This is a genomic window from Microbacter sp. GSS18, from assembly GCA_029319145.1.
GTDB lineage: Bacteria > Actinomycetota > Actinomycetes > Actinomycetales > Microbacteriaceae > Microbacterium.
This window is the reverse complement of record CP119753.1, coordinates 3,825,390-3,851,571: the sequence shown is the minus strand read 5'-3', so window position 1 is coordinate 3,851,571 and position 26,182 is coordinate 3,825,390. Positions and strand designations below refer to the sequence as shown.

General features: G+C 69.6%; 22 protein-coding genes and 1 tRNA gene. 6 read left to right on the top strand and 17 right to left on the bottom strand.

From position 1 onward, the window contains the following. Positions 1–43 precede the first annotated feature (43 nt). Positions 44–964, top strand: coding sequence for a DMT family transporter (locus tag P0L94_17865; GenBank protein WES64319.1), 921 nt, complete (start codon positions 44–46; stop codon positions 962–964). A gap of 9 nt (positions 965–973) precedes the next feature. On the opposite strand, the gene P0L94_17860 is transcribed toward P0L94_17865, so the two are convergent. Beyond that, positions 974–2,671, bottom strand: coding sequence for an alpha-glucosidase (locus P0L94_17860; protein ID WES64318.1), 1,698 nt, complete (start codon positions 2,669–2,671; stop codon positions 974–976). Positions 2,672–2,924: 253 nt separating this feature from the next. On the opposite strand from P0L94_17860, the gene P0L94_17855 reads away from it, so the two are divergent. Further along, positions 2,925–4,106, top strand: coding sequence for an IS481 family transposase (locus tag P0L94_17855; protein ID WES64317.1), 1,182 nt, complete (start codon positions 2,925–2,927; stop codon positions 4,104–4,106). A gap of 52 nt (positions 4,107–4,158) precedes the next feature. Here the strand turns inward: P0L94_17855 and P0L94_17850 are convergent. The 9 genes from P0L94_17850 to P0L94_17810 all read right to left on the bottom strand — a co-directional run bounded on the left by P0L94_17850 (position 4,159) and on the right by P0L94_17810 (position 13,940). Then, positions 4,159–4,240: transfer RNA gene (locus P0L94_17850), tRNA-Tyr, on the bottom strand. A 98-nt stretch (positions 4,241–4,338) separates the two neighbouring features. Further along, the gene (locus tag P0L94_17845) at positions 4,339–5,256 is read right to left on the bottom strand and encodes a PfkB family carbohydrate kinase (GenBank protein ID WES64316.1); all 918 of its coding nucleotides are present in this window, start codon (positions 5,254–5,256) and stop codon (positions 4,339–4,341) included. Continuing rightward, positions 5,253–5,753 (bottom strand): FBP domain-containing protein, encoded by a 501-nt coding sequence (locus tag P0L94_17840; protein ID WES64315.1) that lies wholly within the window; start codon positions 5,751–5,753, stop codon positions 5,253–5,255. The genes P0L94_17845 and P0L94_17840 overlap by 4 nt, the downstream gene beginning before the upstream one ends. A gap of 19 nt (positions 5,754–5,772) precedes the next feature. After that, on the bottom strand, positions 5,773–6,582 hold the full coding sequence (locus P0L94_17835; GenBank protein ID WES64314.1) for a hypothetical protein: 810 nt from the start codon (positions 6,580–6,582) through the stop codon (positions 5,773–5,775). Next, complete coding sequence (locus P0L94_17830) at positions 6,569–8,473, bottom strand: glycoside hydrolase family 13 protein (protein WES64313.1); 1,905 nt, start codon at positions 8,471–8,473, stop codon at positions 6,569–6,571. The genes P0L94_17835 and P0L94_17830 overlap by 14 nt, the downstream gene beginning before the upstream one ends. A 35-nt stretch (positions 8,474–8,508) precedes the next feature. After that, positions 8,509–9,981 carry an alpha-amylase family protein gene (locus tag P0L94_17825; protein ID WES64312.1) on the bottom strand — a complete coding sequence of 491 codons (1,473 nt, stop codon included), beginning with the start codon at positions 9,979–9,981 and terminating at the stop codon, positions 8,509–8,511. 4 nt (positions 9,982–9,985) lie between these two features. Next, positions 9,986–10,987: a sugar ABC transporter permease gene (locus P0L94_17820; GenBank protein ID WES64311.1), complete on the bottom strand. Its 1,002-nt coding sequence runs from the start codon at positions 10,985–10,987 to the stop codon at positions 9,986–9,988. Positions 10,988–11,008: 21 nt separating this feature from the next. After that, on the bottom strand, positions 11,009–12,634 hold the full coding sequence (locus P0L94_17815) for an ABC transporter permease subunit (protein ID WES64310.1): 1,626 nt from the start codon (positions 12,632–12,634) through the stop codon (positions 11,009–11,011). Positions 12,635–12,710: 76 nt separating this feature from the next. Next, complete coding sequence (locus tag P0L94_17810; protein WES64309.1) at positions 12,711–13,940, bottom strand: maltose ABC transporter substrate-binding protein; 1,230 nt, start codon at positions 13,938–13,940, stop codon at positions 12,711–12,713. Positions 13,941–14,204: 264 nt separating this feature from the next. Here P0L94_17810 and P0L94_17805 point away from each other — a divergent pair, with 264 nt between their 5' ends. Further along, positions 14,205–14,693 carry a YajQ family cyclic di-GMP-binding protein gene (locus P0L94_17805; protein WES64308.1) on the top strand — a complete coding sequence of 163 codons (489 nt, stop codon included), beginning with the start codon at positions 14,205–14,207 and terminating at the stop codon, positions 14,691–14,693. A 22-nt stretch (positions 14,694–14,715) separates the two neighbouring features. Here P0L94_17805 and P0L94_17800 read toward each other — a convergent pair whose 3' ends face one another. Then, a complete protein-coding gene (locus P0L94_17800) occupies positions 14,716–15,108 on the bottom strand; it encodes a nuclear transport factor 2 family protein (protein ID WES64307.1) in 393 nt (130 codons plus the stop codon). A gap of 49 nt (positions 15,109–15,157) precedes the next feature. Beyond that, positions 15,158–15,562, bottom strand: coding sequence for a hypothetical protein (locus tag P0L94_17795; GenBank protein WES64306.1), 405 nt, complete (start codon positions 15,560–15,562; stop codon positions 15,158–15,160). A 271-nt stretch (positions 15,563–15,833) separates the two neighbouring features. Here P0L94_17795 and P0L94_17790 point away from each other — a divergent pair, with 271 nt between their 5' ends. Further along, positions 15,834–17,876 (top strand): DUF2156 domain-containing protein, encoded by a 2,043-nt coding sequence (locus P0L94_17790; protein WES64305.1) that lies wholly within the window; start codon positions 15,834–15,836, stop codon positions 17,874–17,876. A gap of 175 nt (positions 17,877–18,051) precedes the next feature. Here the strand turns inward: P0L94_17790 and P0L94_17785 are convergent, their stop codons facing one another. Next, on the bottom strand, positions 18,052–18,924 hold the full coding sequence (locus P0L94_17785) for an oxygenase MpaB family protein (protein ID WES64304.1): 873 nt from the start codon (positions 18,922–18,924) through the stop codon (positions 18,052–18,054). A 43-nt stretch (positions 18,925–18,967) separates the two neighbouring features. Continuing rightward, positions 18,968–19,951 (bottom strand): alpha/beta hydrolase, encoded by a 984-nt coding sequence (locus P0L94_17780; GenBank protein ID WES64303.1) that lies wholly within the window; start codon positions 19,949–19,951, stop codon positions 18,968–18,970. Between the two features lie 70 nt (positions 19,952–20,021). Between P0L94_17780 and P0L94_17775 the strand changes: the two genes are divergently transcribed. Together P0L94_17775 and P0L94_17770 are read left to right on the top strand one after the other, a co-directional pair. Beyond that, positions 20,022–21,674 (top strand): alkaline phosphatase D family protein, encoded by a 1,653-nt coding sequence (locus P0L94_17775; GenBank protein WES64302.1) that lies wholly within the window; start codon positions 20,022–20,024, stop codon positions 21,672–21,674. Between the two features lie 13 nt (positions 21,675–21,687). Continuing rightward, on the top strand, positions 21,688–22,887 hold the full coding sequence (locus P0L94_17770; protein ID WES64301.1) for a multidrug effflux MFS transporter: 1,200 nt from the start codon (positions 21,688–21,690) through the stop codon (positions 22,885–22,887). Positions 22,888–22,896: 9 nt separating this feature from the next. Here P0L94_17770 and P0L94_17765 read toward each other — a convergent pair whose 3' ends face one another. The 3 genes from P0L94_17765 to P0L94_17755 form a co-directional block, all read right to left on the bottom strand. After that, positions 22,897–24,270, bottom strand: coding sequence for an FAD-dependent oxidoreductase (locus P0L94_17765; GenBank protein ID WES64300.1), 1,374 nt, complete (start codon positions 24,268–24,270; stop codon positions 22,897–22,899). Positions 24,271–24,341: 71 nt separating this feature from the next. Further along, positions 24,342–25,403: a polyprenyl synthetase family protein gene (locus P0L94_17760; GenBank protein ID WES64299.1), complete on the bottom strand. Its 1,062-nt coding sequence runs from the start codon at positions 25,401–25,403 to the stop codon at positions 24,342–24,344. 43 nt (positions 25,404–25,446) lie between these two features. Next, positions 25,447–26,178 (bottom strand): demethylmenaquinone methyltransferase, encoded by a 732-nt coding sequence (locus P0L94_17755; protein ID WES64298.1) that lies wholly within the window; start codon positions 26,176–26,178, stop codon positions 25,447–25,449. Positions 26,179–26,182 lie beyond the last annotated feature (4 nt).

Genomic DNA, 26,182 nt, shown 5'->3' with positions numbered 1-26,182 from the left:
CCGCGCACGGACGGCACCGCATGAGAGCGACACACGACGACCCGTGACCATCACGTCGTTCCCGGTGGCCGGCATCGCGCTCGCGGTGCTCTCTGCCGCGCTGCTCACGGTCGGCAACTTCCTCCAGTCCCGGGGCGTCGCCCAGCGCGCCTCGGCCGACACCGACGGACTGAAAGCGTCGCAGCTGTGGGCCCTGCTACGCACGCCGGTGTGGCTGGCAGGGTCCGCGCTGTTCGGGCTGGCGATCGCGGCGCAGCTGGTCGCGCTCGCGTTCGCACCGCTGATCGTCGTCCAGCCGGTCGGCGTCATCGCGCTGGTGTTCGCGTCGATCCTGACCGCGGTCATCCTCCGGCGCCGTCCCGCTCGCCGAGAGGTCCTCAGCATTCTCGTGTGCGTCGTCAGTCTCGGTGTCTTCGTCGGAGCGGCGGCGTCGGTGAGCGAGCAGACGACGATCACCGACAGGCAGCTGGTCGTCGTCCTGGCGGTCCTTGCCGTGATCCTGGCCGCCACCGCGGCCGCCCTGATGCTCCGCCGGGGGCGGGGGATCCCGCCGGTGATGTACGTCGCGCTCGGCGGGCTGTACGCCGGCTTCGTCGCCACGCTCGGCAAGACCGTGATCCTGCGGATCCAGACGGCCATCGTCACGGGAGACGAGGCCCTCGACGCCGCCAACCTGCTCACTCTGGCGTGCGTCGCCAGCATCGCAGCCGCCGGTGCGCTCTCGATCTACTTCGTCCAGACGGCGCATGCCGTGAACGCGCCCCAAGTGGTCGTCGCCGGTCTCACCGTCGTCGATCCGTTCGTCGCCGTCGTCATGGGCCTCACCGTGCTGCAAGAGGCGGTCGGCGCGCCGCTGTGGAGCTACGGCGTCTTCGTCGTTGCCGGCGCCGGTGCACTGTGGGGCGTGTGGTCGCTCGCGTCGGTGCAGCGCGCGGATGCGGGGACGAGCGAGCCCGCGAGCTGAAACGGGCAGTCACCGACCGGCGCGATACACCCGCGCCTCCCACGGGCCCAGGTCCAGGCGGCGGTCCGTCCGCCCGTCGACGGAAACGTTCGCCAGCACCAGCCCAGAGCCGTCGACCTCGGGCACGTCGACCTCGTACCGCTCCCCCGACAGGTTGGCGATCACGACGACGCGCCCGCCGTCCCCTTCGCGCGCATACGCGAACACGTCCGGATGCTCGGGCAGCAGCATCCGGAAGGTCCCGTCGACGACGACCGGGTCGGAATGGCGCAGCGCGATGAGCCGCCGGTAGTAGGCCAGCACCGAGCCGGGGTCGTCCGCCTGGGCGGCGACGTTCAGCCACGTGTGGTTCGGGTTCACCGGAATCCACGGCTCCCCCTCGGTGAAGCCCGCGTGCGGCGACGCATCCCACTGCATCGGGGTGCGTGCGTTGTCGCGGCCGATGTGGCGGATGGCCGCCAGCACGGCGTTTGGGTCCTCGCCACGGGCGACGGCGGCGTCGAAGTGGTTGAGCGACTCGATGTCGCGCAGGTCGGCGCGCGAGGCGAACGGGTAGCTCGTCATCCCGATCTCCTCGCCCTGGTAGACGTACGGCGTCCCGCGCATCAGGTGCAGCACGGTCGCGAACGCGGTCGCCGACGCACGCCAGTGCTCGCCGTCGTCGCCCCAGCGCGAGACGACCCGCGGCTGGTCGTGGTTCTCGAAGTACAGGCTGTTCCAGCCGTGCTCCGCGAGCGCCTCCTGCCAGCGCCCGAAGCTGCGCTTGAGGTCGATCGCCCGCACCGGCTGGTGCCGCCACTTGCCGCCGACGTGATCGAGATCGACGTGCTCGAACTGGAAGACCATGCTCAGCGGACCGGACGCGAGATCGGTGAACCGGCTCCCCTGCTCCGGGGTCGCGCCCGGCATCTCGCCGACCGTCAGGTAGACCTCGTCGCGACCGGCGAAGACACGATCGTGCATCTCGACGAGGAACTCCTCCAGCCGCGGGCCGCCCATCGCGAACGGTGCGCCGTTCCCGAGCCCGTCCTCGCCGACCTCGCCGTCGGGCAGACCCGGGACCTTCGAGATGAGGTTGATGACGTCCATGCGGAATCCGCCGATCCCCCGGTCGAGCCACCACGACATCATGTCGTGGACGGCGGCGCGCACGTCGGGGTTCTCCCAGTTGAGGTCGGGCTGCTTCCGCGAGAACAGGTGCAGGTAGTACTGACCGCGCCCGGCATCCCACTCCCACGCGGGGCCGCCGAAGAAGGACCGCCAGTTGTTCGGCTCCGCACCCGGCGTCCCGGGCTCGTGGCCGTCGCGTGCGTCGCGCCAGATGTACCAGTCGTCCTTGCCGCCCCGCCGGGCCCGCGAGGCCTCGAACCAGGCGTGCTCGTCGGAGGTGTGATTCACGACGAGGTCGAGCACGATGCGGATGCCGCGCTCGTCCGCGGCGGCGATCAACTCGTCGAGGTCGCCGAGCGTGCCGAACATCGGATCGACGTCGCGATAGTCGCTGATGTCGTAGCCGTTGTCGTCCTGGGGCGACCGGTAGAACGGCGAGATCCACAGCGCGTCGATGCCGAGGTCGCGCAGGTGGTCGAGGTGGGAGCGGATGCCGCGCAGGTCGCCGATGCCGTCTCCGTCCGAATCGGCGAAGCTGCGGGGGTAGACCTGGTAGACGACCGCGGACTTCCACCACGGCGCAGATTCGGTTGTCATCGGGGACCTCCTCGTCGCGACCTGCCCCTCAATCTACGACCCGGCGGCGGCGCGGTCACCCGGCCCGGGCGGAGCGCCCGCCGGACAGCGTGCGAGACGAAGAAGCCCCCGCCGGAATCGGCAGGGGCTGTTCGTCGATTTCCCGCGGAATTCCGCGGTTCTCGGAGAGTGGCGAGTGAGGTGTGTGGGTTCATGACATAGGTGACGGGTGATGGGTGACACGTGAGTCGCGTCATCGGCGACAGTCACGTGCATGTCGAAGCATCGGGTCGTGGTGTTGAAGGTCGTCTCGGGCGAGCTGTCGGTCTCGGCCGCGGCCGCGGAGTACGGGATGAGCCGTCAGCATCTGCACCGTCTGCTCGTCCGCTACCGGGAGGGCGGGCTCGATGCGCTCGAGCCGCGGTCGCGGGCCCCGCTGTCCAGCCCGCATCGCACGACCGACCGGGTGCGGGAACGCATCATCGTGCTGCGGCTGAGCCTGTCGGCATCCGGGCTGGATGCCGGACCGGTCACCATCGCCTGGCACCTCACCCAGGAAGGACTGCGGGCACCATCGACCTCCACGATCCGGCGGATCCTGACCGACGCGAACCTGATCACCCCCGAACCACGCAAACGCCCCCGGTCCTCCTACATCCGGTTCGAAGCCGCGCAGCCGAACGAGACCTGGCAATCCGACTTCACACACTGGCGACTCGCGGACGGCACCGACGTCGAGATCCTGAACTGGCTCGACGACCACTCCCGCTGCCTGCTGTCCTGCACCGCGCACATCCCGGTCACCGGCGATGATGTCGTCCACACCTTCCTCACCACCATCGACGTCCACGGCATCCCCGCCTCGACCCTCACCGACAACGGCCGCGTCTACACCGCCCGCTCCGGTGGCGGCCGCAACGCGTTCGAATACGTCCTCCCCGTCCTCGGCGTCCGGCAGAAGAACGGCTCCCCGAACCACCCGCAGACCCAGGGGAAGATCGAACGCTTCCACCAGACCCTGAAACGCTGGCTCGCCCGGCAGCCCGCCCCCACCACGCTCCCCGACCTGCAGCACCAGCTCGACCGGTTCCGCGAGTACTACAACCACCACCGGCCGCACCGCGCCCTCGACGGACACACCCCCGCGACCGCCTACAACGCCACACCGAAAGCCGTTCCCGCCGGCTCCCGAAACCCGGTCCACTACCGGCTCCGCTACGACAAAGTCGGCGACGGCGGCAAGATCAGCTTCCGACGCGCCGGCCGCATGCACCACCTCGGCATCGGAACCAGCCACGCCGGCAAACGCGTCCTCGCCCTCGCCGACGACCACACCATCACCGTCGTCCACCTCGACACCGGCGAGATCATCGCGACCAACACCATCGACCCCACACGCGGCTACTGGCGCAACACACAAAAAGAGCCCGGCCGATGGCCGGGCTCTCTCACTTGATGTCTCCCATGTCGCGACTCAGATGTCATCTATGTCGCGACTCATCACAGAGTGGCGAGTGAGGGATTCGAACCCCCGAAGTCTAAGACGGCTGATTTACAGTCAGATCCCTTTGGCCGCTTGGGTAACTCGCCAATGCGCACCCGCCCAGCTTGTACAGTCGACCGGAGGCGCGATCAGCAATCTTACCCGGTCTTGGGCGGAGTCAGAAATCGGTGCGCACCCGGGCGGTTCAGGTGCCGATCAGGTCCATGTCGATCGACTTCAGCGCCGACGGCTGCCGCAGCAGAGCGCCCTCGAAGCGGCACGTCGCCGCCGCGATGTCCATGGCGCCGTGGAGCACCGTCGACCACGCGTCGGCATCGGCCGGCGTCCCATCGACCATGGCGGCGACGGTCGCCGCGAAGGCCGCATCCCCCGCGCCCATCGTGTCGACGATGCGGCCCGGCAGATCCGAGATCGGCGCGGTCACGTCCTCACCCCCGGCCTCGATGGTCGCACCGCCTGCGCCGGCCGTCGCCAGCACGGCCTGCGCGCCCAGATCGACCAGCCGCGCGCGGACCGCGGCGAGGTCGGAGTCGTACAGCACCTCGGCATCCTCCTCGCCGACCTTGACGAGCGATGCTGCCGTGACGAGCCCCTCGAGCCCCTGCACGAACCGGTCCCGGTCGGCCATCATGCCCGTGCGTGGGTTGGGGTCGATCGCGAACCGGGTGCCCGCGGCGCTCAGCGCCTCGCCGAGTTCGGCGGTCTGCTCGACGTCGTCGAGCGCGATGCAGCTGATCGCGATGAACGGGGCCTCCGCCATCGCGACGCGTTCGGCCTCGCCGTAGCGGATGCGGCGAGCGCGCGACGCCTCGTTGAAGACGTACTCGGGCTCTCCGTACTTGTTGCGCGTGCTGACCGCGCGCGCCGAGCCGTGCTCGGAGGGCGTCGCGATCAGCTCCACGCCGTAGTCGGACAGGAACGCGCGGATGTGCGCCCCCGCCTCGTCATCGCCGACCATCGCGATCAGGGTCGTCGGGACGCCGAGCCTGGACAGCCCGACCGCGACGTTCAGCGCCGCCCCTCCCACGAATTCCCGCACATCCGTGTCGTCGCGCAGCTCGTCGATGAGCGCGTCGCCGATCACCACCACTCGCCCGGTCATGCCGACCTCCCCGTCGTCTCGAATACCCGTCCTACGAAAGCCTCTGTCCGGCGCTTCGTGCCGTCGATGCGCATGTCGACGCTCGCGCGGATCTCGTTGGGCGCGAGCGGCGCCGCGAGGCGCACGTTCTCATGGCACGACAGATCCGCGCAGATGTAGGTGCCGACGCTGTCGCCGTGTTCGCCGGCGCTGCCGGCCTTGCGGGCGCTGAACATCCGCACCTGGTCGGCCGGCTGCATCGTGTGGCACAGATTGCACATCGCGGCGCGGGCACGCGGGTTCCCCGATGCCGCGCGCAACACGATGCCGCGCGGCTCGCCGTCGACCTCGGCGACGAGGTACCCGCGGTCGCGGTACTTCGGGTCGCGCCACGCGAGGAAGTCGAGGGGGTCCCAGTCGGTCATCACGACCTTGAGCGGAACCTCGATGGCTCTCAGCTCGTCGGGCGCGGCGTTCACGAACGACGCACGGAGTTCGTCTGCGGTGAGCGATCGCATGCCACCTCCTGCGGCCAGTCTACGAACCGCTCGCGTCGCTGTCTCGTCCCCACCCCAGACGCGTCGCCACCGCGTCGGCTGCGCGGCTCGGGAACTCCGGCCATCCCGGCTCGAGCCGCCGCAGCAGCCGGTAGAGCTCGCGCGCCGCCGGCTCGACCTCCTGCGCGACCGCGTGCGCGATGACCTCGCCCCACTCGGGGAAGTCGCGCTCGAACCGGCGCGCCGGATCGATGCGGTCGCGCTCCGAGCCCGAGCGCTCGGGATGGCGACCGCGCACCGCTCGGATGAGATGCTGCGCGGCCCACGTTCGCACGAACTGACCGGCGACGAGCACCTCGCCACGACGGGCCCGCCCGACGCCGATGAGCAGCTTCACGAGCACGAGCCGCGCATCGTTGACGGGGTCGAAGCGGTCGGCGGCGGCCGCGCGCTCGCGCGAGCGGTCGATCAGGGCGGACACCGTGCGGAGGTCGTCGTCGACGACGATCGTCGCCTCGCCCGCGAGCGCACCCGACAGCTCGGATGCCTCCGCGAACGCGAACTCCATGACGTGCCCGTCGTCGTAGACGGCGACGAACCCCAGCTCGCCTTCGCGCGCTGTGAGGGCGAGCGAGGCCTGGTCGGGAAGCCACGACAGGTCCGGCCGCACGGCATCCGCCCGTCCGTCGGCGATGATCGCGAAGAAGTCGTGATCCGACCATTCGTCGCGCCGCGCCGCGGCGTCGTCGGACGCCGAGCCGAGCAGTGCCAGGCCGATGAGGTCCGGATGCTGCGCGACGCCCTGTGCGAGGCCGCGGCTGAGAGAGGCGAAGCGCTCAGGATCCGCCATCGGCGCGCCCTCCCGCAGGCGGAGCGGAGACGCCCGGGAGCGCCCAGGCGGCGAACGCCGGCCCGAGGGCCGAGACGAGCACCGCCCCGTCGTCGGCGACCGCCAGGGTCGCGTCCCCGGTCAGGGGGACGGCGGCGGCCGCATGCGGGACGGCTGCCGCCGGGATCTCGGCATCGACATCGGCCGAGGACGCGAGGACGAGCACGCACTCGTCCTCGGACTCGCGCACGAAGACGAGCGCGTCGTCGCCGACGTGGACCCATCTCATGCCGCCCGTGCGCAGAGCCGCATGGCCGTTGTGCAGCGCGATCATCTCGCGGTAAAGCGCGAGCCGCCCGGCGACCTCGGGGTCCTCGCTCCCCCACGGCATCGGCGTGCGGCTCATCTCGCCGTCGACACCCGATTCTCCGAACTCGTCTCCGGCGAAGACCACCGGCATGCCGGGCAGGGTCATCGACAGGCCGACGGCGACCGGGACCGTGCCCGGGCGGGCGTAGGTGGCGAACCGCGCGGTGTCGTGGCTGTCGAGCGCCTGCATGCATCCCTGGCGCACGCGCCACGGGATCTGGCCGGTGAAGCGGTCGAGCTGCGCGGCGAACTCGCGGGCCGAATAGCGCGGCGAGCCGGTCGGGATGCCGAAGTACCACGGCGGCGCGGTCACCTCGCCGCGCGGCGTCCGGTAGGTCACTTCGCGCGACTCCCCCAGCCACGCCCACACGGCGCGCGTGAACGCGGGGTAGGTCATCGCGCCGTGCCACGCGTCGCCCTGCAGGTCGGTCGCGGCGTCGTTGGTCGACTCGGCGATGAGCAGCGTGTCGGGCGAGACCTCCTCCATCGTGCGACGCAGCGTCTGGCGCACCTCGGCATTGAGGTCGGTCTCGCCGAGCCGGCCGGTCATGTTCGCGACGTCGATGCGCCAGCCGTCGATGCCGAACGGCTCGGCGAGCCAGCGGCCGACGACCGAGTCGGGGCCCTCGATGAAGCGCGTGCGCAGCTCGTGCGACGACCAGTCGAACTTCGGCAACGACGGCTCGCCGTACCAGGCCTCGTAGGTGAGGTTGTCGGGGTCGCGGAAGTAGTAGAACGCGCTCTCGGGGGCCTCCGGGTGGCGGAACGCCGCCCGGAACCACTCGTGGCGGTCGCCCGAGTGGTTCGTGGTGAGGTCTCCCATGATGCGCATGCCGCGCGCGTGCACCGCGTCGATGAGGCGCAGGTAGGCCTCGTCGCCGCCCAGCAGCGGGTCGACGTGCGCGAAGCTCCAGGCGTCGTAGCGATGGCTGGATGCCGCCGGGAACACCGGCGTCAGGTAGACGAGGTTCGCGCCGAGGTCCTCGATGTGGTCGAGCCGGTCGACGATGCCGTCGAGGTCGCCGCCGTACAGCTGACCGCTGCGCCCGGGCATCTCGGGATCCACCGGGGTGTCCCAGCCGGCGGGGATGGCCCAGTCGGGGACCTCGCGATCGTCGGCCGCGGCGGACCGCGCGAACCGGTCGGGGAAGATCTGGTACATGACGGCACTGTCGGCCCAGGACGGCGGCGGATTGCCCGCGACGAGCGCGAAGTCGAAGCCGTCGAGAGCGTCGATGGTGCTCAGGCCCGCCTGGCTCAGCACGCGCACACCGCCGTCTTCGAGCACGAGGTACCAGCGGTAGCCATGGCGGGGGTTCGCGACGACGATGCGGGCGGACCACCATCGCCACCCATCGGTCTCGCCGTCGAGAGAGGCGTCGACGTACGAATGCTCGCGGTCGGGGTTCGACCGCACGATCACCCGCGCCACAGGCCCGAAGCCGGCGGGCACGCGCAGGCGCACCGTCACCTCGTCGCCCAGCCGAGGGTTCTGGGTCGATACGTACAGGGGCGAGCCGTCGTGATGGGGCTCGAGTGCCATGTCATCCTCCTTCGCCGTCATGTGCGCCACCGCCGTCAGGGGCGGGAGCCGACGTGGATCGCCACCGCGCCGAGGGCCGGCACCGTCGCGGTGACCTGCGCGTCGGCGACCGTCACGGTCGCGCCGCGGCATCCGCCTTCCTCTGCGGCCCCACGACCAGCCGAGATCACGTCGCAGTACTCGCCCGACGGCAGACCGGCGTCGACCGTGACCGAGGCCTCTGCATCGGTCGGGTTGACCAGCAGCAGAGCGCGACCCTCGCGCTCGAAGCCCGAGACCGGGCCGTCGCCGACCCCGGGCAGCCGCGGCGCGTCGCCCGTGTACGCGCGGAACTCCAGCATGCCGCCGATCGCCGTCCATGCCTCGGTGCAGACGCCGTCGCCGTCGCCGTACGAGTCCTGCGGCCCGGTCACGCCGTCGCAGGTCCAGCCGATGACCCGGCCATCGGCGTCCTGCGGCGGACCGGTGTCGCGGTCGCTGAACGCGTACCCCGAATAGACCACCGGCGTGCCGTAGTCGTCCGCGAGCATGATGGCGTTGGCGATCAGATAGAGCCCGCCGTCGACGTAGGTGAGCCCTGCCTCGCCTCGCTCGGTGTCGTGGTTGTCGATGAACACGATCGCAGACTCCGACGGGACGTGGAGGGGACGCTCGTCGCCGAGCTGGGGCTCCGGTGGGAAGCCCACGGCGAGGCCCGGGGACAGATCGCGGGCGTACTGGAACTCGAAGACGTCGCCGAAGCCGGTGTACTCCTCGGGCTGGATCGGCTCGCCGGCCGACCCGCGGATCACCTCGCTCATGATCACGGTGTCCTCGGGCAGTGTGGAGACGATCGCGGCGACGTCATCGGCGGCCATGTGCTTCGCCGCATCGATGCGGAACCCCGCGACTCCGAGGTCGAGCAGGTGCGACAGGTATCCCGTGAGCGTCCCCTGCACGCCCAGCGCCCCGGTGTCGAGGTCGGCGAGGTTCAGCAGCTCGCACGTCTGCACCTGCTCACGGGACGTGTAGTCGGCGATGTCGTCGTCGGGTGTCAGCCCGCAGTGGTGGAAGTCCCCCTCGCTGTAGAGGCCGGGGTAGGAATAGTGCGTGAATGCGGTGCCCGCGACACCGAGGCCGCTCTCGATGCCGGCCATGTGGTTGACCACGGCATCCGCGATGACGTCGACACCGGATGCCGCGCACCGCGCGACCATGTCGGCGAACTCGTCCTCGGAGCCGAGCTTGGACTCCAGCAGGTAGCTCACCGGCTGATACGACGTCCACCACTCGGTCCCCGCGATGTGCTCCTGCGGCGGAGAGGTCAGCACCCAGCCGAACCCCGCCGGACCGATCGTGGTCTCGCATTCCTCGGCGATCGAGGTCCAGGGCCGCTCGAACAGCTGCACCCCGGCATCCGGCGCCGCGGGCACGGGCACGCCCTCGGCCGCCGTGCACCCTCCCAGGAGGAGAGCGCCGGCGACGAGGACGGCCGCGGGGCCCGCGACGAGTGAAACGCGTCGCGACATCCGCTTACTTCACGGAGCCTGCCGTGAGGCCACCCGCGATGTAGCGCTGGATCGAGAGGAACAGCGCCATCGGCAGGATCGCGGCCAGCACGGCGCCGGCCGAGAACAGGCTCCAGTTCTTCGACTGCTCCTCCGAGACGAACTGATACAGGCCGACGGCGAGCGTCTGCTTGTCGGGCTCGACGAGGATGACGCTGGCGATCATGAAGTCGTTCGTCGTGGCGATGAACGACAGCAGGCCCACGACCGCGAGGATCGGCGCGACGAGGCGCAGGATGATCGTGAAGAAGATCCTCGCGTGCCCGGCGCCGTCGATCTTCGCCGCCTCGTCGATCGACGCCGGCACCGTGTTGAAGAACCCGTACATGAGGTACGTGTTCACACCGAGCGCACCGCCGAGGTACACCATGATCAGGCCGATCTGCGAGTTCAGTCCGAGGGCCGGGAAGATGTCGGAGATCGCCGACATCAGGAGGAAGATCGCGACGAGCGCCAGGATCTGCGGGAACATCTGCACGAGGAGCAGCGTCAGCAGGCCCGAGCGGCGGCCGAGGAACCGCATGCGCGAGAACGCGTACGCCGCCAGGGCGCCGAGGAACACGGTGCCGATGGCCGTGGCCAGCCCGATGAAGATCGTGTTCCCGAGCCAGGCACCGAACGGACGGAACGGGTCTCCGAACAGGTCGATGTAGCTCTGGAAGCTGATGACCTGGAAGAAGCCGTTCGCGGTCAGCAGGCTTCCGCCGGGATTCAGCGACGCCGACAGGATGTACACCAGCGGGAAGCCGGCGAACACCAGCATCACGATGCCGATGAGGTGGCGCCAGCCGGTCTCGCGGAAGTACTTGCCGAACGGGCGGCGCGGTTCCTTGGCGCCGCGCTCGCCGGCGCTGGCCGATGGGGTGACCACTTCTTCGGTGGACGCGCCCTCTGCGCGGGTCACCGTGTCTGAGATACCGTGGGGCGCCGGCCGGCTGCCCGGGGTGATGGGGTCTTCGAAGCTCATGTCAGTAACTCCTCCGCCGGCTCAGTTCAGATCCTCGAGCACCTTCGTCTGACGGAATCCGATATAGGAGACCGCGGCGACGATGATGAAGATGATGATCGAGAACGCGCTCGCCAGACCGTAGTCGCGCATCGATCCCACGAAGGCCGTCTTGTAGACCATCGAGATCATGATGTCCGTCTGCCCGATGTTGATCGGTGCGTCGGGGAACCTCGGCCCACCTCCGGTGAGCATGTAGATGAGGTTGAAGTTGTTGAAGTTGAACGCGAACGACGAGATCAGCAGAGGCGCGAGCGACACCAGCAGCAGCGGGAACTTGATGAGCCGGAAGACCTGCCACACCCCCGCGCCGTCGACCTTGCCGGCCTCCTGGATGTCCTCGGGGATCGACTGCAGGGCACCCGTCGCCACCAGGAACATGTACGGATAGCCGAGCCACAGGTTCACGACGAGGATGGAGAATTTCGCCAGCCAGGGATCCTGCAGCCACGCGATGTCGGCGCCGCCGAGCAGCACCTGGTTGATGTAGCCGAAGTCCTGGTTGAACATACCCGCCCACACCAGCGCCGACAGGAACGACGGGAACGCGTACGGAAGGATCATGATGATCCGGTAGTACTTCTTGCTGCGCATCCGTGGATCGTTGAAGACGATCGCGAGGAACAGACCGAGGATGAAGGTCGTCGCCACCGAGAGGATCGCGAAAGCGAACGTCCAGAGCGTGACCGCGATGAACGGGCCGCGGATGTCCTGGTTCGTGAAGGCTCGCGCGAAGTTGTCGAATCCGACGGTGACGACCCATCCGGGCAGGATCTCGGTGCCGTCGTCGGCGGTGAACGCACCGGTGCCGATGTCGCGGTAGACCACTCCGGTGGTCTTGTTGGTCATGGTGTCGGCGACCGGGTCCCACTCCATGTTGGAGATGAAGACGTATGACGTCGATCCATCGGTTGTCTTGAGATAGCCGTCATTGGGATCGTCCGTGAGCGGCACGCTCAGGTCGGCGATCGCGCCCTGGTTGGCGATGATGCCGCTGAAGTCGAGCGAGGTATAGCCGGGCGCGGCGACCGCCTTGCTGCCGTCGAACTCGGCATCCGCGACGGGCTCGAGCGGCTGCTCCTCGCCGCCGATGAGGGCTTCGCCGGTGTCGGGGTCGGTGACGAGCAGGAAGAAGCTGCCGAAGTTCTCGACGATCGTCGTCGGGTAGGCCGCCGATTCCTCGACGCGCGTCTGCGACTGCAGCAGCAGCGCGTTGACGGCGTCCTCCTTGTCGGAGTTGTGGCCGGAGCCGTAGTTGGTGAACGCGATGTACACCGTGTAGAGGACGACGAAGATCTGGAAGACGAAGAGGAAGATGAGCCCCGGGGTGAGGTACTTCGCGGGAAGCAGCCCGGGACGCAGGTAGATGTAGTTGACCGCGATGGTGACCAGAGCGACGATCGCGCCGACGAGCCATTCGCCGGATGCCGCGAGTACGAAGATCGCGTAGACCGACGCGGCGTCGATGATGCCGAGCATCACGATCTTCGCCAGCCAGACCTTCCAGCCCGCTCCTGCCGCTTCGGCGTAAGCCTGCGCCCGTGCTCTGCGCTTGGCCGCTCGAGGGTCCTCCTGCTGCTTCGGATCCTCAGTGGTGGCCCCGGTCATCCTCGACTCCTGTCTGCCTGTCGGTCACGGTAGTGGACGAGGGGGCGGCCTGTCAGCCACCCCCTCGCACTCACTGTCAGCCGTCGATGCTGGCCTGGATGTCGTCGGCCATCTTGGTCCAGGTCGACTCCGGGTCCTGACCATTGATGATGTTCGCCTCGGCGACACCCCAGAACTCCCAGACGTTGCCCATCTCGGGGATGCTGGGCATCGGAGCACCTTCGGCGCCCACGGCGCCGAAGCCCTCGATGATCGGGTCGGACGAGGCCGCCTCGTACGCCGCGGTCAGTGCCGGGGGACGGTTGCCCGCCTCGTACAGCGCGTACTGGACGTCCTCGGTGCCGAGGTAGTTGACCATGAACTCGTTCGCGAGGATCGTGTTCTCGCTCTTGGCGCTCAGGTAGAAGCCCTGCACGCCCACGAACGGACGGGCGGTGTCGCCACCGGCCGACGGGATCGGGTCGACGGCGATGTTGATGCCGGCGGCCTGCGAGTCGGCCACGTTCCACGGACCGGTGATGATGAAGGGCGACTCACCCGCGTTGAAGGCCTCCTTGGAGAGGTCCTGCGTCAGGTTGAGGTTGATCGTGCCGGCAGCACCCTGCTCGCCCAGCCACGTCGCGAAGTCCTGGCCCGCGGCGTCGGCGATCGTCAGGGTCGACGTGTACGAGCCGTCGGCGTTCTGCTCGAACACCGAGTTCCCGAACGACGTCTGGAAGGGGTACAGGTGGTACGGGTCGGCGTTGGCCGGATCGAGGCCGACGACGAACGCGTACTGGGTGCCTGCGTCGTTGCCCATCTGGATCATCTCGTCGAAGTCCGCGGGCGCTTCGGCGGCGAGGTCGACGTTGCGCATGAGCGCGACGTTCTCGGTCGCGTACGGCAGGCCGTAGACCTGGCCGTCGTAGGTGAACGCCTGGATCGCGACGTCCTCGAACTCCGAGACCTTGTCGCCGAGCTCGAGCGGGGCGACGAGGCCGTCCTGCACGAGCGAGCCGAGCCAGTCGTGCGCGCCGATCGTGATGTCGGGGCCGTTGCCGGCCGGAACCGCCTGCGTGAAGTCGTCGCGGATCTTGGAGTTGTCCTTGATGACGAGGTTCACGGTCGAGCCGGTCTCCTCCTCGAACGTGGCCACGACGTCCTGGAGCGCCTCCGCGCGGTCCGAGTCGACCCAGACCGTCAGCTCGCCGCCGTCGACGGGGGCGGTGGTCTCATCGCTCGACGAGCCTGACGAGCAGCCCGCGAGGACGAGGATGCTTCCTGCCGCGAGAGCCGCGATCGCGGCGCTCTTCCTGATCACCATCATGGTGTCTCTAGCCTCTCTGCTGGATGAGGCGGGGCCGGCCAGCTTGAGCGGCTTCTTCGACCCCGTCGCATGTTTTTTGCAAGCGCTTACATTCTTACCCCGGGTTGCGCTCAACGCAAAACAGTTTCTCGTGTTTGATATCGGGACGTGATGTTTCCGCGACATTTCCGGAACCTCCACGGGACCAAGGTCCCATGTAAGCGTTTGCACACAGGCCGAGGACGAGCTCGGGACGCATCCGCCCGCGGCGACTAGGATCTCCCCATGGCTGATTCTTCGTTCGACATCGTCAGCAAGGTCGACCACCAGGAGGCCGACAACGCGCTCAACCAGGCGCGCAAGGAGGTCGAGCAGCGGTACGACTTCCGTGGCACGGAGACCTCCATCGCGTGGAGCGGCGAGGCGATCCTCATCAAGGCGAACAGCGAGGAGCGCGCGAAGGCGGCGCTGGACGTGTTCCAGTCCAAACTCATCAAGCGCGGCATCTCGCTCAAGAGCCTCGAGTCTGGCGACCCCGTCGCCAGCGGCAAGGAGTACCGCATCGTCTCCTCGCTCAAGGAGGGCATCTCGCAGGAGAATGCCAAGAAGATCGGCAAGCTGATCCGAGACGAGGGCCCGAAGTCGGTCAAGTCGCAGATCCAGGGCGACGAGCTGCGCGTCCAGTCGAAGTCCCGCGACGACCTGCAGGAGGTCATCCGGATGCTCAAGGCGGCCGACCTCGACGTCGACCTGCAGTTCGTCAACTACCGGTAGCGCGCCCTCGCGGTCACCCCGCTCAGAACGTCAGACCGCCCCGCCGTTCGGCGAATCGCCATCCCTCATCGGTCCGCTCGAATCGATCGAGGAAGTAGCCGACCAGCGGCGGCTTGTCGGGCGCGGTGAACAGCAGCATCGTCGACTCCCCGGTCGCGTGCCGGGCATCCGTGACGTCGATCACCACGTTGCTGCACACGTGCCGGGTGGTTCGCGGCGGCCGCGACAGGAACGCCTCCAGAATCGCCGCTCTTCCGGTGATCCAGGCATCCGGCGCGGTCGGTCTCGCCATGCGCCCCGCCGGCGTGTAGAGCTGCGCGACCTCCTGCCAGCGCCCCGCATCGTTGAGGTTCGCATAGAGCGAGACCAGACGGGCGCACTCGTGCTCGATGGCGTGGCGTTCTGCTTCGGTCATACCCGATTGTCCGTCACTCAAGCGCCCGGCCGCATCCTGCTGCCGAGCGTCAGTCGCACGCGGACGCGCGCGACGCGCTCGCCAGCGACGGCACGCGCTCCGCGAGGGCGCACTCGAACGCGGCGACCTCGCCCCCGAGAGGCTCGAGGTCGGCCGGGCCGAGCACCAGTTCGAGTCCCGCGTCCGTGCGCATCAGCACCGCCGGCGTGCCGTGGGGTTCGAGGGCGTCGCGGATGTCGTCGTCGAGCTCGTTCAGGTGACGCAGCTCGAACGGCACGCCCAGGCGCGAGACCATCGCATCCCACGCGGGCTTGCGCCGCCACGTGTGCGTGATGTCGCACAGCGCGCAGTGCGCGATGCCGAGCATATGGCCGACGACGTACTTGAGCTCGCCGATCGGCCCGCCGTCGGCGTGATAGACCCCGACGAACCCGGTGACGGTCGCTTCTTCCACACCTCGATCCTCGCACCGTCTGCGGCCACGGGCTCCGCAGATGGGGGAAGCCCCCGCGCGGCATCGGGCGCCGGGGTCGCCCGCTACCGCAGGACGTGCGGGGAGATGATCATCCGACTCTCGCGAGATTCTCCGACTCTCGGGTGGGGAAGCCGGAGCCCGATACGGTGAACCTCATGACCGATACTCCGGCATCCGTTGAGGTCGCCCTCTGCTCGCACGGTGTCCGGACGAACCGATCAGGACGGGCACGGCCGTGAGGATTCGGGGAGTGCTGCGGCGTCTGCCCGCGACCGGGGTGTTCCTCGCGCTGATCCTCGCGTGCGGCGTCGTGTGGCATGGTCTGTGGACGCCGTTCGAGGACAGCGCGGCCTTCGAAGTCGTCGCATACGGCCTGCCCGCGTTCGAGGCCGGGCGCTGGTGGACGCCGGTGACGGGGACGTTCTTCGTCGTGCAGCCATGGGTGTACGTCGCGACGGTGCTCGGCCTGTGGGGCTTCGCCGTCCTCGAGTACCTGCGCGGATCCAGGGCCGCGCTCGCCTACTACGCGGTCGGCCAGCTCTTCGCGATCTTCGGCGCCGCCCTGCTGCTCTGGATCTTCTCGCTCGTCCCCGGATGGTCCTGGGCGGCGGAGCAGGCGGCGACGCTCGACGTCGGCCCGAGCGGAGGCGCGTTCGCGTGCATGGCCGCGGCCGCCGGGCTCTTCGCGTCGCCGTGGCGGGTGCGGGTGCTCCTGGTGGTCATCGCCGCCGCGTTGGTCGGCCTGCTGTTCCTCGGGACCGTCGCGGATCTCGAGCACGCTCTGGCACTCGTCCTCGTGCTCGTGGTGGACCGGTCGCTGCACGTGCAGCGCTCGACCGTGCGCGAGCAGCGACTGATCGCGTTCATCGGACTGCTGACCTTCGCCGCCGTCGAGGTCTTGTTCGCGCTCGTGCCGACCGACGGCCCGTTCGGCACCTCCGAGCCGCTCGCCGGCTCGCTGTGGACGACCGCGCTCGACGTGCTGGTGATCGCCCTGATCGCGGACGGCCTCCGCCGCGCCCGGCGGTGGGCGTGGGTGGTCGCTGTCACGCTGCTCGGTCTCAATGTGCTCATCGCCGTCGCCCTCTCGGCGCTTCTGGCGACCGTGGGCATGTTCGATCTCCACACCCTCTTCGACGAGAGCTTCGCGCTCGAACTGGCCTCCGCGGGCCTCGCGCTGGTCCTGCTGACCTATCTCGTCTGGGTCCGTGCAGCCTTCCCCTCCCGCCGCAAGCGCACGCTCGTCGCGGGCACGCCACCGACCGCCGAGGAGGCGCGGGGCCTCCTCCGCGCCTCCGGCGGAGGCACGCTGTCGTGGATGACGACGTGGGACGGCATGAGCTACGCGCGGACGTCGACGGGCCTCGTCGCATACCAGCGACGTGCCGGCGTCGCACTCGCCCTCGCGGACCCGCTCGGCCCGGCCGCCGGACGTGCGGCATCCGTCGCCGAGTTCGTCGCCGCAGCGGAGCGCGCCGGGCTCACCCCGTGCTTCTTCAGCGCGAGCGACGCCACCCGTGCCGCGGTCCCGCCGACCTGGCGCAGTCTCGTCGTCGCCGACGACACCATCGTGGACCTCCCCGGACTGACCTACACCGGCAAGCGCTGGGCGTCCATCCGCACCTCGATGAACCGGGCAGGACGCGAGGACATGACGTTCCGCATGACCCGGCTGCACGACGAGCCCTGGGGCGTGCGCGCACAGCTGCACGCGATCTCGGCGATGTGGGTCGGAGACAAGGGGCTGCCCGAGATGGGCTTCACCCTCGGATCGCTCGAGCAGGCCGAGGACCCCGAGGTGCGGATCGCGCTGGCGATCGCCCCGAACGGCGACGTGGACGGGTTCCTCTCGTGGCTGCCCGTCTACGGCGAGGGGTCGGTGCGCGGCTGGACGCTCGATCTCATGCGTCGCCGCGACGGCGGATTCCCGCCCGTGATGGAGTACCTGATCGGCAAGTCGGCCGCGCACTTCCGCGACGAAGGAGCCGATCTCCTCTCGCTGTCGGGAGCGCCGCTCGCCCACGAGTACCCGCCGGATGCCCGCGTCATCGCCGACCTCAGCGACAGGCTCGCCGACGCCCTCGAGCCGGTCTACGGCTTCCGGTCGCTTCACCGGTTCAAAGAGAAGTTCCACCCGCGGTACGAGACGATGCACCTGCTCTACCGCGACGAGACCGATCTGCCGCGGATCGGCGCAGCCCTCACGCGCGCCTTCCTCCCCGACGCGACGCTCCGCCAGTTCGCGGGGGCCGGTCTCGAACTCGTCGGGCGCGGCGGGTCCGACGAGCGCTAGTCCGACCGGCGCGCGCGAACCCTCGCCTCGGGCGGCATCCGAACGTCGGACCAGCGCGCTTTCGCCGGATGATTCGGGGCAGAATCATCCGACATTTGCGCGATTCTCCGACGTTCGCGGGTGCGGGGCGGGTGCCGCGGGAGCGGAGCGGCGGGAGCGGCGGGAGCGGGTGCCGTCAGCCGCGCTCGTGCGGCACGGGGCATCCGGTGGGGAACGTGCCGAGGTCGTCGACGCGGTAGCCGTCGGGGTAGCTGCGGATCCACGGCAGGTCCTCGACACGGGTCGGCTCGGAGTTCGGCGGCAGCAGGCCGTCGATGCGCCCGCGCAGCCGCACCCCGGCCCGCGACAGCGCCACCACCGCGCGCGACGGTTTGTCGTACCCGAACGCATCGAGGAGCGCATCGTCCATGAGCGCGCGGCTGAAGGCGTGCATCACCTTCTTCGGCGCTCGAGGACGGAACGTCAGCATCAGCGCGAGCGTCGCGTCGGCGACGCGGCGTCCGCCCTCGTCGAACGCGAAGTGCTCGGCCTCGTAATCGTCCATGAGCTCGGCGAACCCGTCGTAGGTGTCGGGAACGTCGGGGATGTTCATGTGCTTGCCGAGCGTCCGGTAGTAGTTCACGGATGCCGTCAGCTCGCCCTCCGTGAACGGACGTTTGCCGTAGGCGTCCACCCACCGCTTGGGCACCACGACGAACGTCGACAGGACGTACCGGAATTCGTGGTCGGGGATGTCGTAGGCGCGATGCATCAGGTTGACGCGACGGATCGCCGACCGCGCCTCGGGGTCGGCGAATCCGAGACGCGTGGGAACCTCGAGCAGCAGTGCGGTGTCGTCGTAGCGCTTCTGCGTGCGCTTCGTGAACTCCCCCGTCTCGTCCAGCAGCCGCCCGATACCGGGAACGGCATATGTGCGGAACAGCGCGAAGCTGAGGGACTGGTTCATATCCCACGGGAACTCGCGCATGACGAGGTTGCCGTAGATCTCGACGAAGTCCGTCTCGGGATCCAGTGCTTCGTTCACCCGCCGCCAGTGGTCGCGTCTCATGCGCACCACCCTAGGAGTTCGGCGCCGACGAGTGAATGGCTGATCACATCCGGACTCCGAGGATCCACTCTCGCATGACGCGGTACGCCTCGCCCCGCGGTTCGGGCGCCGACAGGAACACGTCGTGCACGGCCCCCTCGATGCGTCCGATCGTGACCAGCCGTCCGACGCGAGTCGCGCTGCGCGCGATGTCGTCGACGACCAGCACCGAGTCGCTCGCGGTCATCGCCTCGCTCCACGCGAACGGCGCCGTCGTGCGGGTCGACAGCAGCACGAGCACGGGGCAGCCGACGTCGACGCCCGCCGCGATGCGGCGGTGGCCCTCGAAGATCGCGGCGAGCCATCCGGGATGGGTCGGGAACCCGATTTCCGGACGCCACGCTGCTCGCTCGTCACGGTCGGGCAGGGTACCGAGTTCGCGCTGGGCGCGCGTGTAGAAGCCGAAGTCGACGAGCGGATGCGACCCCAGCGGATCCAGACGCGCACGGATGCCGACGAGCGGCTCGAGCGTCTGGCGCGCCATCGCGCCGACCTGGAGCTCGAGCCAGGGGCTGTTGAGCATCAGCGCACTCGCACGCCCCGGATGCCGCGCCGACCAGAGCGTCAGTGTCAGCCCTCCGGTGGAGTGCCCCAGCAGCACGAGGCGCCGTTTCGGCGCGGCCCCCTCGCCGTGTCCGATCGCGGCGAGCGCCGCCTCGATATCGCCGTCGTACAGGTCGAGCGACGACACGTATCCCGGCGTCTGGCCCTCGCGCAGGCTCCGCCCGTATCGCCGCAGATCCAGCGCGTGGAAGCGGGCGCCGAGGCCGGTCCAGAACCGGGCGAGCTCGACCTGGAAGAAGTAGTCGCTCCACCCGTGCACGTAGAGCACGTCGACATCGGCGAGCGGGCGCCCGAGCGACGCGAACCACGACGGGACGCTGCGCACGAGCGTGGCCACGACAGGGCCCTGATCGTCCTGCCCGAGATCGAGGGTGCGCTGCTCGAACCCGTCGCCGAGGATGTCGGGCATCCACTCGTCGGCCATGCGGTCAGCCTAGCCACCGGTGTTGTCAAGCTCGGGACCGAGAACGGCCGGATGCCGATAGGAATGGAGCATGGCATCCTCGTCGCCCCTCGTCCTCGGCCCGATCCTGCGCTACACCGACCAGACCTCGGCGGCGGTCTGGGTCGAGACGGCAGACGCGGCGCGCGTGACCATCGACGCCGACGGTCGCGAATGGAGCGCGCCGACCTTCCGGGTCCACGGGCACCACTACGCGCTCGTCGAGGTCGCCGGCCTCGCGCCGGCGCGGGAGTACCCCTACGCCGTGCGGATCGACGGCGCCGCGGTCTGGCCACCTGCGGATGCCGAACTCCCGGCACCGGTCATTGCGACGCTGCCGGACGAGCCGCGCCTGACGATGGCGTGGGGGTCGTGCCGGACGAGCGTCGACCACGATGCCCGCGGCAACCGCACCCACGGCATCGACGCGATGCGGACCTTCGCGCTGGCGCTCGCGGAGGATGCCGCGCCGCGGCCCGACCTCATCCTGCTGCTCGGCGACCAGGTCTACGCCGACATCACGACGAAGCCGATGCAGGAGTTCATCCGGCGGCGGCGCGACATCAAGGAGCCCCCGGGCAAGGAGCTGAAGGACTACGAAGAGTACGCGCACCTGTACCGGCTGGCGTGGTCGGACGACGCGAACCGGTGGCTGCTGTCGACAGTGCCGAGCGCCATGATCTTCGACGATCATGACGTGCGCGACGACTGGAACGCGTCGCTGTCGTGGAAGCGCAGGATGCAGGCGACGTCGTGGTGGCAGGGACGCATCGTCGCCGGTCTCGCCTCGTACTGGGTGTATCAGCACGTGGGCAACCTGTCGCCCGACGAGCGCGCAGCCGATGAGATCTGGCAGATGATCGCCGCCCACGACGGCTCGGACGAGCTCGACCTGAGCGACGCGCTCGACGCCTTCGCCGACCGTGTCGACAAAGAGCCCACCACGTACCGGTTCAGCTATGTGCGCGACTTCGGCGACGTGAGATTGGCCGTCATCGACTCGCGCGCCGCGCGCAACCTCGACCCGGACCACCGCGCCCTCGTCGATGCGAAGGAGTGGGAGTGGGTGGACGGGCAGCTGCAGGGCGGCTTCCGCCACGTGCTCGTCGCCACATCGCTCCCCTTCCTGCTGCCCGTCGGATTGCACTACGTCGAGGCCTGGGACGAGGCGATCTCGCAGGGCGCGTGGGGGCGGGGGTTCGCCTGGATCGGAGAGAAGCTTCGGCAGGCCGTCGACCTGGAGCACTGGGCGGCGTGGCAGAAGAGCTTCCAGCAGCTGGCCGAGGTCGTCACGCAGATCGCGGACGGTCGACGCGGCGAAGCACCCGAGACGGTGACGCTTCTCGCGGGCGACGTTCACTACTCGTACGTCGCCGAGGTGGAGCGCGAGGGCGGCTCCCGCATCGTCCAGGCCGTGTGCTCACCGGTGCGCAATCCGCTGCCGATCCTGCTCCGCTGGTTCTCGGTGCTGATGTCCTACGGAGTCGCCAAGCCGTTCGGGATCGCCGCCGCGCGCTCGGTGAAGGTCCCCGATGCGCCGTTCTCGTGGGGGACGATCTCGGGGCCCTGGTTCGACAACAACCTCTCGGTGCTGCGCGACGCCGACGACGGTCTGCAGTTGCACTGGGTGTCGGGGCGCGTCGAGGGCGACGAGCGGCACCCGCGACTCACCGAGGTCTCGAACGTCACGCTGGGTGCGCGCTGAGGATCGCGCGCCGATGCCCCTCACCCCGCGCATGACACGAGGCCTGCTGGTCTCGCTGGGCTTCCTCGCGGCCGTCCCGCCCTTCGCGACGGACACGTATCTGGCCTCCTTCACCGACATCTCGGCCGACCTGGGCGTCAGCGCCTCCTCGGTCCAGCTCACCCTCACCGCATTCCTGGTCGGCATCGGAGCCGGTCAGCTGCTGCTCGGGCCGCTGTCGGATCGGTTCGGGCGACGACGCGTCCTGCTGGCCGCGCTGGCCGTCTTCGCCGCCGCCAGCATCGCCATGGCGTTCAGCCCGGGCATCGACGTGTTCGTCGGGCTGCGCTTCGTCCAGGGGTTCAGCGGCGCGGCCGGCGTGGTCGTGTCGCGCGCGATCGCCGCCGACCTGAGCGAGGGCCGGACGGCGGTGCGCGCGCTCAGTCTCATCGCGAGCCTCGTCGCGATCGCACCGCTGGTCGCGCCGCCGATCGGAGGCATCCTCGCGTCGATCTGGGGCTGGCGAGGGGTGCTGGCATTCCTCGCGGCGATCGCGACGGCGATGCTCGTGCTGGCGTGGCTCGTCATCCCCGAGTCGCTGCCGCCGGAGGAGCGCCATCGCGGCGGCGTGGGGGTGATGATCCGACGGTTCGGCGGGCTGCTCCGGGACGGCACGTTCGTGCTGCTGATGGTGTCGTTCTCGGTCGGCTTCGGGGCTCTGATGGGCTACATCTCGGCGTCGCCGTTCGTCGGCCAGGTGGTGGTGGGGATGTCGCCGGTGGCCTACGCGTTCGGGTTCGCGGCCGGGGCCGTCGGCATCATGCTCGCGAACCTCCTCAATGCGCGCATCGCCGTGCGCGTGAGCCCAGAGAGGATGTTCGCCGTCGGGCTGGCCACGGCGCTGGCCGCGGGGCTCTGGTTCGCGGTGCTGACCGCGGCCGGCCTGCTGGTCCCCGCCACGTTCATCGCCGGGGCCTTCCTCCTGTCGGGCGGCGTCGGGCTGACGATGTCCAATGCATCGGCGCTCGCCCTCGCGCGCGCTGATCGCGCACGGGGGTCCGGCTCGGCGCTCATCGGCGCCGGCCAGTTCGCCGTGGGCGCGATCGTCTCGCCGCTCGTGGGTCTGTGGGGCGAGGACACCGCGACGCCCATGATCGCCGTCATCATCGCCAGTTCGACGATCGCGCTCGTGGCGGGTGTCGCCGCGCTGACGACCGACCGCCGGAGCGGTTGACGGCGGCCGCTACTCGCCGCGCGAGATCGCGACCATCTCGTCGCGCGGGACGACCTTGATGCGCGCGCGCTCGTGCGGCGCGCCCAGGGCGATCTCGTGCTCGTCGAGACGGTGCCATCCCGCCAGATCGGTCCACATCACGCCGCGCTCGGCCAGCAGCGCCGGGATCGCACCCTCGGACGGATCCGCCGGCTGCCACCACGACCCCTGACCGTTGATGACGTGTCGAATCGTCTCCATCGCGTCGGACTTCGTGTGACCGATGAGGCCCACCGGGCCGCGCTTGATCCAGCCGGTGGCGTACATCCCCGACACGCGCTCGTTGGACTCGGGACGCAGGACCTGTCCCTCGCGATTCGGGATGACGCCGTGGTGCTCGTCGAACGGCACGCCCGGCAGCGGCGACCCGAAGTAGCCCACCGCGCGGTAGAGCGACTGGATCTCGAGTTCGCGGATCTCGCCGGTGCCGACGACACCGCCCTCGCCGTCGGGGCGGGTGCGCTCCCAGCGCAGCCCCCGCACGTGCCCGTCGTCGTCGGTGAGCACCTCGAGGGGCTTGGCGTAGAAGTGCAGGTGAAGACGGCGCGAAGCCGTTCCGCCGGCGTTGTTGACCGACTCGCGCTTGCGCCACGCCTGGAGCACGCGGTCGATGACCATGACCTGCTTGTTGCTGGCGATGGCGTCGCGGGACGCCTCGTCATAGTCGAAATCCTCGTCGTAGACGACCATGTCGACGTCGCGCAGCTCGCCGAGCTCGCGCAGCTCGAGCGGCGTGAACTTCACCTGCGCGGGTCCGCGCCGACCGAACACGTGGACGTCGGTGACCTTCGACGCAGCGAGGCCCGCATGGACGTTGTCGGGGATCTCGGTCGGCAGGAGGTCTTCGGCATGCTTGGCGAGCATGCGCGAGATGTCGAGGGCCACGTTGCCGTTGCCGATGACGGCGACCGACTCGGCGTCCAGCGGCCACTCGCGCGGCACGTCGGGGTGCCCGTCGAACCAGCTGACGAAGTCCGCGGCGCCGTACGAGCCCTCGGCGTCGATGCCGGGGATGTTCAGCCCCGTGTCGCGGATCGCGCCGGTGGCGAAGATCACCGCGTTGTAGTGGCGCTTGAGGTCCTCGATGGTGATGTCCTCGCCGAAGCGGACATTCCCGAAGATGCGGATGTCGCCGCGGTCGAGCACCTCGCGCAGCGCCGTGATGATGCCCTTGATGCGCGGGTGATCGGGGGCGACGCCGTAGCGGACGAGACCGTATGGCGCGGGGAGCTGCTCGAACAGGTCGATGGAGACGTCGAACTTGCGCTCGGCCTTGAGAAGGATGTCGGCGGCGTAGATGCCCGCCGGGCCTGCGCCGACGATGGCCAGCCGGAGCTTGGTCATGTGTGGTCCTTTCGTGGAGCCCGATCGCGGCAGGGCGACGGGCGGAATGCCGTGCGGCCGGGGCCGCGTCTCTAGCTGGAGCGGTCCGAGACCGCCTGCGCGAAGCGGGTCAGCGCTTCGCGGACGGGCCCGTCCGGCAGGGGCGTCAGCGCGTCGATGGCCGCGTCCGACCAGGAGTGTGCGAGCTCACGGGTCTCCTCGGTCGCGTCGTGGTCCCGCAGTTCGCCGAGGGGGCCGTCGAGGATGCCGGGATCGGCGCCGTCGGCGATGCGGGCGACGCCCTCGTCGATGCGGGCATGCAGATCGCGGGACGCCGCGTCCGTGCGTCGTCCGAGGAGCAGGTACGGCATGGTCGGCACCCCGGCGCGCAGGTCGGTTCCGGGCACCTTGCCGGTCTCGTCCGGGTCGGCCGACAGATCGATGACGTCGTCGAGCAGCTGGAAGGCGACGCCCGCCTTCTCGCCGAAGGTCGCCAGCGGCTCTGCGTACTCGTCGGGAGCGCCCGAGAAGATGACGCCGGACTGCGCGGCGGCGGCGATCAGCGACCCGGTCTTGTCGGCGAGGACCTGCAGCGAGAACGCGACCGGGTCGTCGCCCTCCTGCGGTCCGACGGTCTCGTGCATCTGCCCGAGCACCAGACGCTCGAACGTGTCGGCCTGAAGCCGGATCGCGCGCTCGCCGTTGCGCGCCATGAGCTGGCTCGCGCGCGAGAAGAGCAGGTCGCCGGTGAGGATCGCGACGTTGTTGCCCCACACCTCATGGGCGCTGGGGACGCCGCGGCGCTTGTCGGCCGCGTCCATGACGTCGTCGTGGTACAGCGAGCCCAAGTGGGTCATCTCGAGGGCCGCGGCGGCGTCGATGACGCCGTCCGTCGCGCCGTTTCCGAGCTGCGCGGCCAGGACCGTGAGCATCGGCCGCACACGCTTGCCGCCCGCGTCGTAGAGATAGCGGCTGGTCGCGTCGGCGAGCGAATCGGCGACGCGCAGCTCGACCTCGAGTGCACGGTCGACCGTGGCGAGCCCCTCTTCGACCGTCTTCAGCAGTCGCCGCGACCGCGGACCGGCGAAGACGCGGTCGCTGAGGCCCAGCTTGCTCGCCAGGTGCGAGCCCGAGGCCGAGGCTGAGGGAGTCACCGTCCCAGCCTACCGGCGACATGAGCCCCGGTCCTCCCGTGCGTCACACGGCCGGCGGCTTGGTCGCCCGATGCAGCGCGACGATCCCCCAGGTGAGGTTGCGGTGCGCGACGCCGATCCAGCCCGCCTCGCGGATCCAGGCAGCGAGGCGCTGCTGATCAGGCCAGTCCTTGATGGACTCGTTCAGGTAGTCGTAGGCGTCGGCATTCGAGCTCACCGCGCGGGCCACGGCGGGCAGCACCCGGTCGTTGTAGAAGCGGTACAGGCCGTTGAAGGCCGCCGACGGCGGGTGCGAGAACTCGCACACGACGATGCGGCCGCCGGGCTTGGTCACGCGCAGGAGCTCAGCCAGGGCCTTCTTCGGCTCGTTGACGTTGCGCAGGCCGAACGACATCGTGACGGTGTCGAACTCGCCGTCCGCGAACGGCAGGTCGGTGGCATCAGCCTGCACGAACGACAGGTTCGGGACGTCGCCGTGCCGGCGCCGCCCCTCGCGGATCATCCCCTGCGAGAAGTCCGCGGCGACCACGTCGGCGCCGCTGCGGGCGAGCGACACGCTCGAGGCGCCGGTGCCCGCCGCGAGGTCGAGGATGCGCTGTCCCGGCCGCGGGTCGACCGCGCGCGTCGTCGCGATGCGCCACAGCCGGTCGTTGCCCATGCTCAGCACGGTGTTCGTGCGGTCGTATCCTTGGGCCACCTCGTCGAACATGCCGCTGACGGCGGCGGGGTTTTTGCCCAGGTCGGCGCGGTTCGGCTGGGGGTCGGAGGAGGTCACGCCT

Bases quoted from the DNA above. Each gene is read 5' to 3' on its own strand.
- P0L94_17860 (WES64318.1), bottom strand. From the start codon at position 2,671: ATGACAACCGAATCTGCGCCGTGGTGGAAGTCCGCGGTCGTCTACCAG.
- P0L94_17855 (WES64317.1), top strand. From the start codon at position 2,925: ATGTCGAAGCATCGGGTCGTGGTGTTGAAGGTCGTCTCGGGCGAGCTG.
- P0L94_17845 (WES64316.1), bottom strand. From the start codon at position 5,256: ATGACCGGGCGAGTGGTGGTGATCGGCGACGCGCTCATCGACGAGCTG.
- P0L94_17840 (WES64315.1), bottom strand. From the start codon at position 5,753: ATGCGATCGCTCACCGCAGACGAACTCCGTGCGTCGTTCGTGAACGCC.
- P0L94_17835 (WES64314.1), bottom strand. From the start codon at position 6,582: ATGGCGGATCCTGAGCGCTTCGCCTCTCTCAGCCGCGGCCTCGCACAG.
- P0L94_17830 (WES64313.1), bottom strand. From the start codon at position 8,473: ATGGCACTCGAGCCCCATCACGACGGCTCGCCCCTGTACGTATCGACC.
- P0L94_17825 (WES64312.1), bottom strand. From the start codon at position 9,981: ATGTCGCGACGCGTTTCACTCGTCGCGGGCCCCGCGGCCGTCCTCGTC.
- P0L94_17820 (WES64311.1), bottom strand. From the start codon at position 10,987: ATGAGCTTCGAAGACCCCATCACCCCGGGCAGCCGGCCGGCGCCCCAC.
- P0L94_17815 (WES64310.1), bottom strand. From the start codon at position 12,634: ATGACCGGGGCCACCACTGAGGATCCGAAGCAGCAGGAGGACCCTCGA.
- P0L94_17810 (WES64309.1), bottom strand. From the start codon at position 13,940: ATGATGGTGATCAGGAAGAGCGCCGCGATCGCGGCTCTCGCGGCAGGA.
- P0L94_17805 (WES64308.1), top strand. From the start codon at position 14,205: ATGGCTGATTCTTCGTTCGACATCGTCAGCAAGGTCGACCACCAGGAG.
- P0L94_17800 (WES64307.1), bottom strand. From the start codon at position 15,108: ATGACCGAAGCAGAACGCCACGCCATCGAGCACGAGTGCGCCCGTCTG.
- P0L94_17785 (WES64304.1), bottom strand. From the start codon at position 18,924: ATGAGACGCGACCACTGGCGGCGGGTGAACGAAGCACTGGATCCCGAG.
- P0L94_17780 (WES64303.1), bottom strand. From the start codon at position 19,951: ATGGCCGACGAGTGGATGCCCGACATCCTCGGCGACGGGTTCGAGCAG.
- P0L94_17775 (WES64302.1), top strand. From the start codon at position 20,022: ATGGCATCCTCGTCGCCCCTCGTCCTCGGCCCGATCCTGCGCTACACC.
- P0L94_17770 (WES64301.1), top strand. From the start codon at position 21,688: ATGCCCCTCACCCCGCGCATGACACGAGGCCTGCTGGTCTCGCTGGGC.
- P0L94_17765 (WES64300.1), bottom strand. From the start codon at position 24,270: ATGACCAAGCTCCGGCTGGCCATCGTCGGCGCAGGCCCGGCGGGCATC.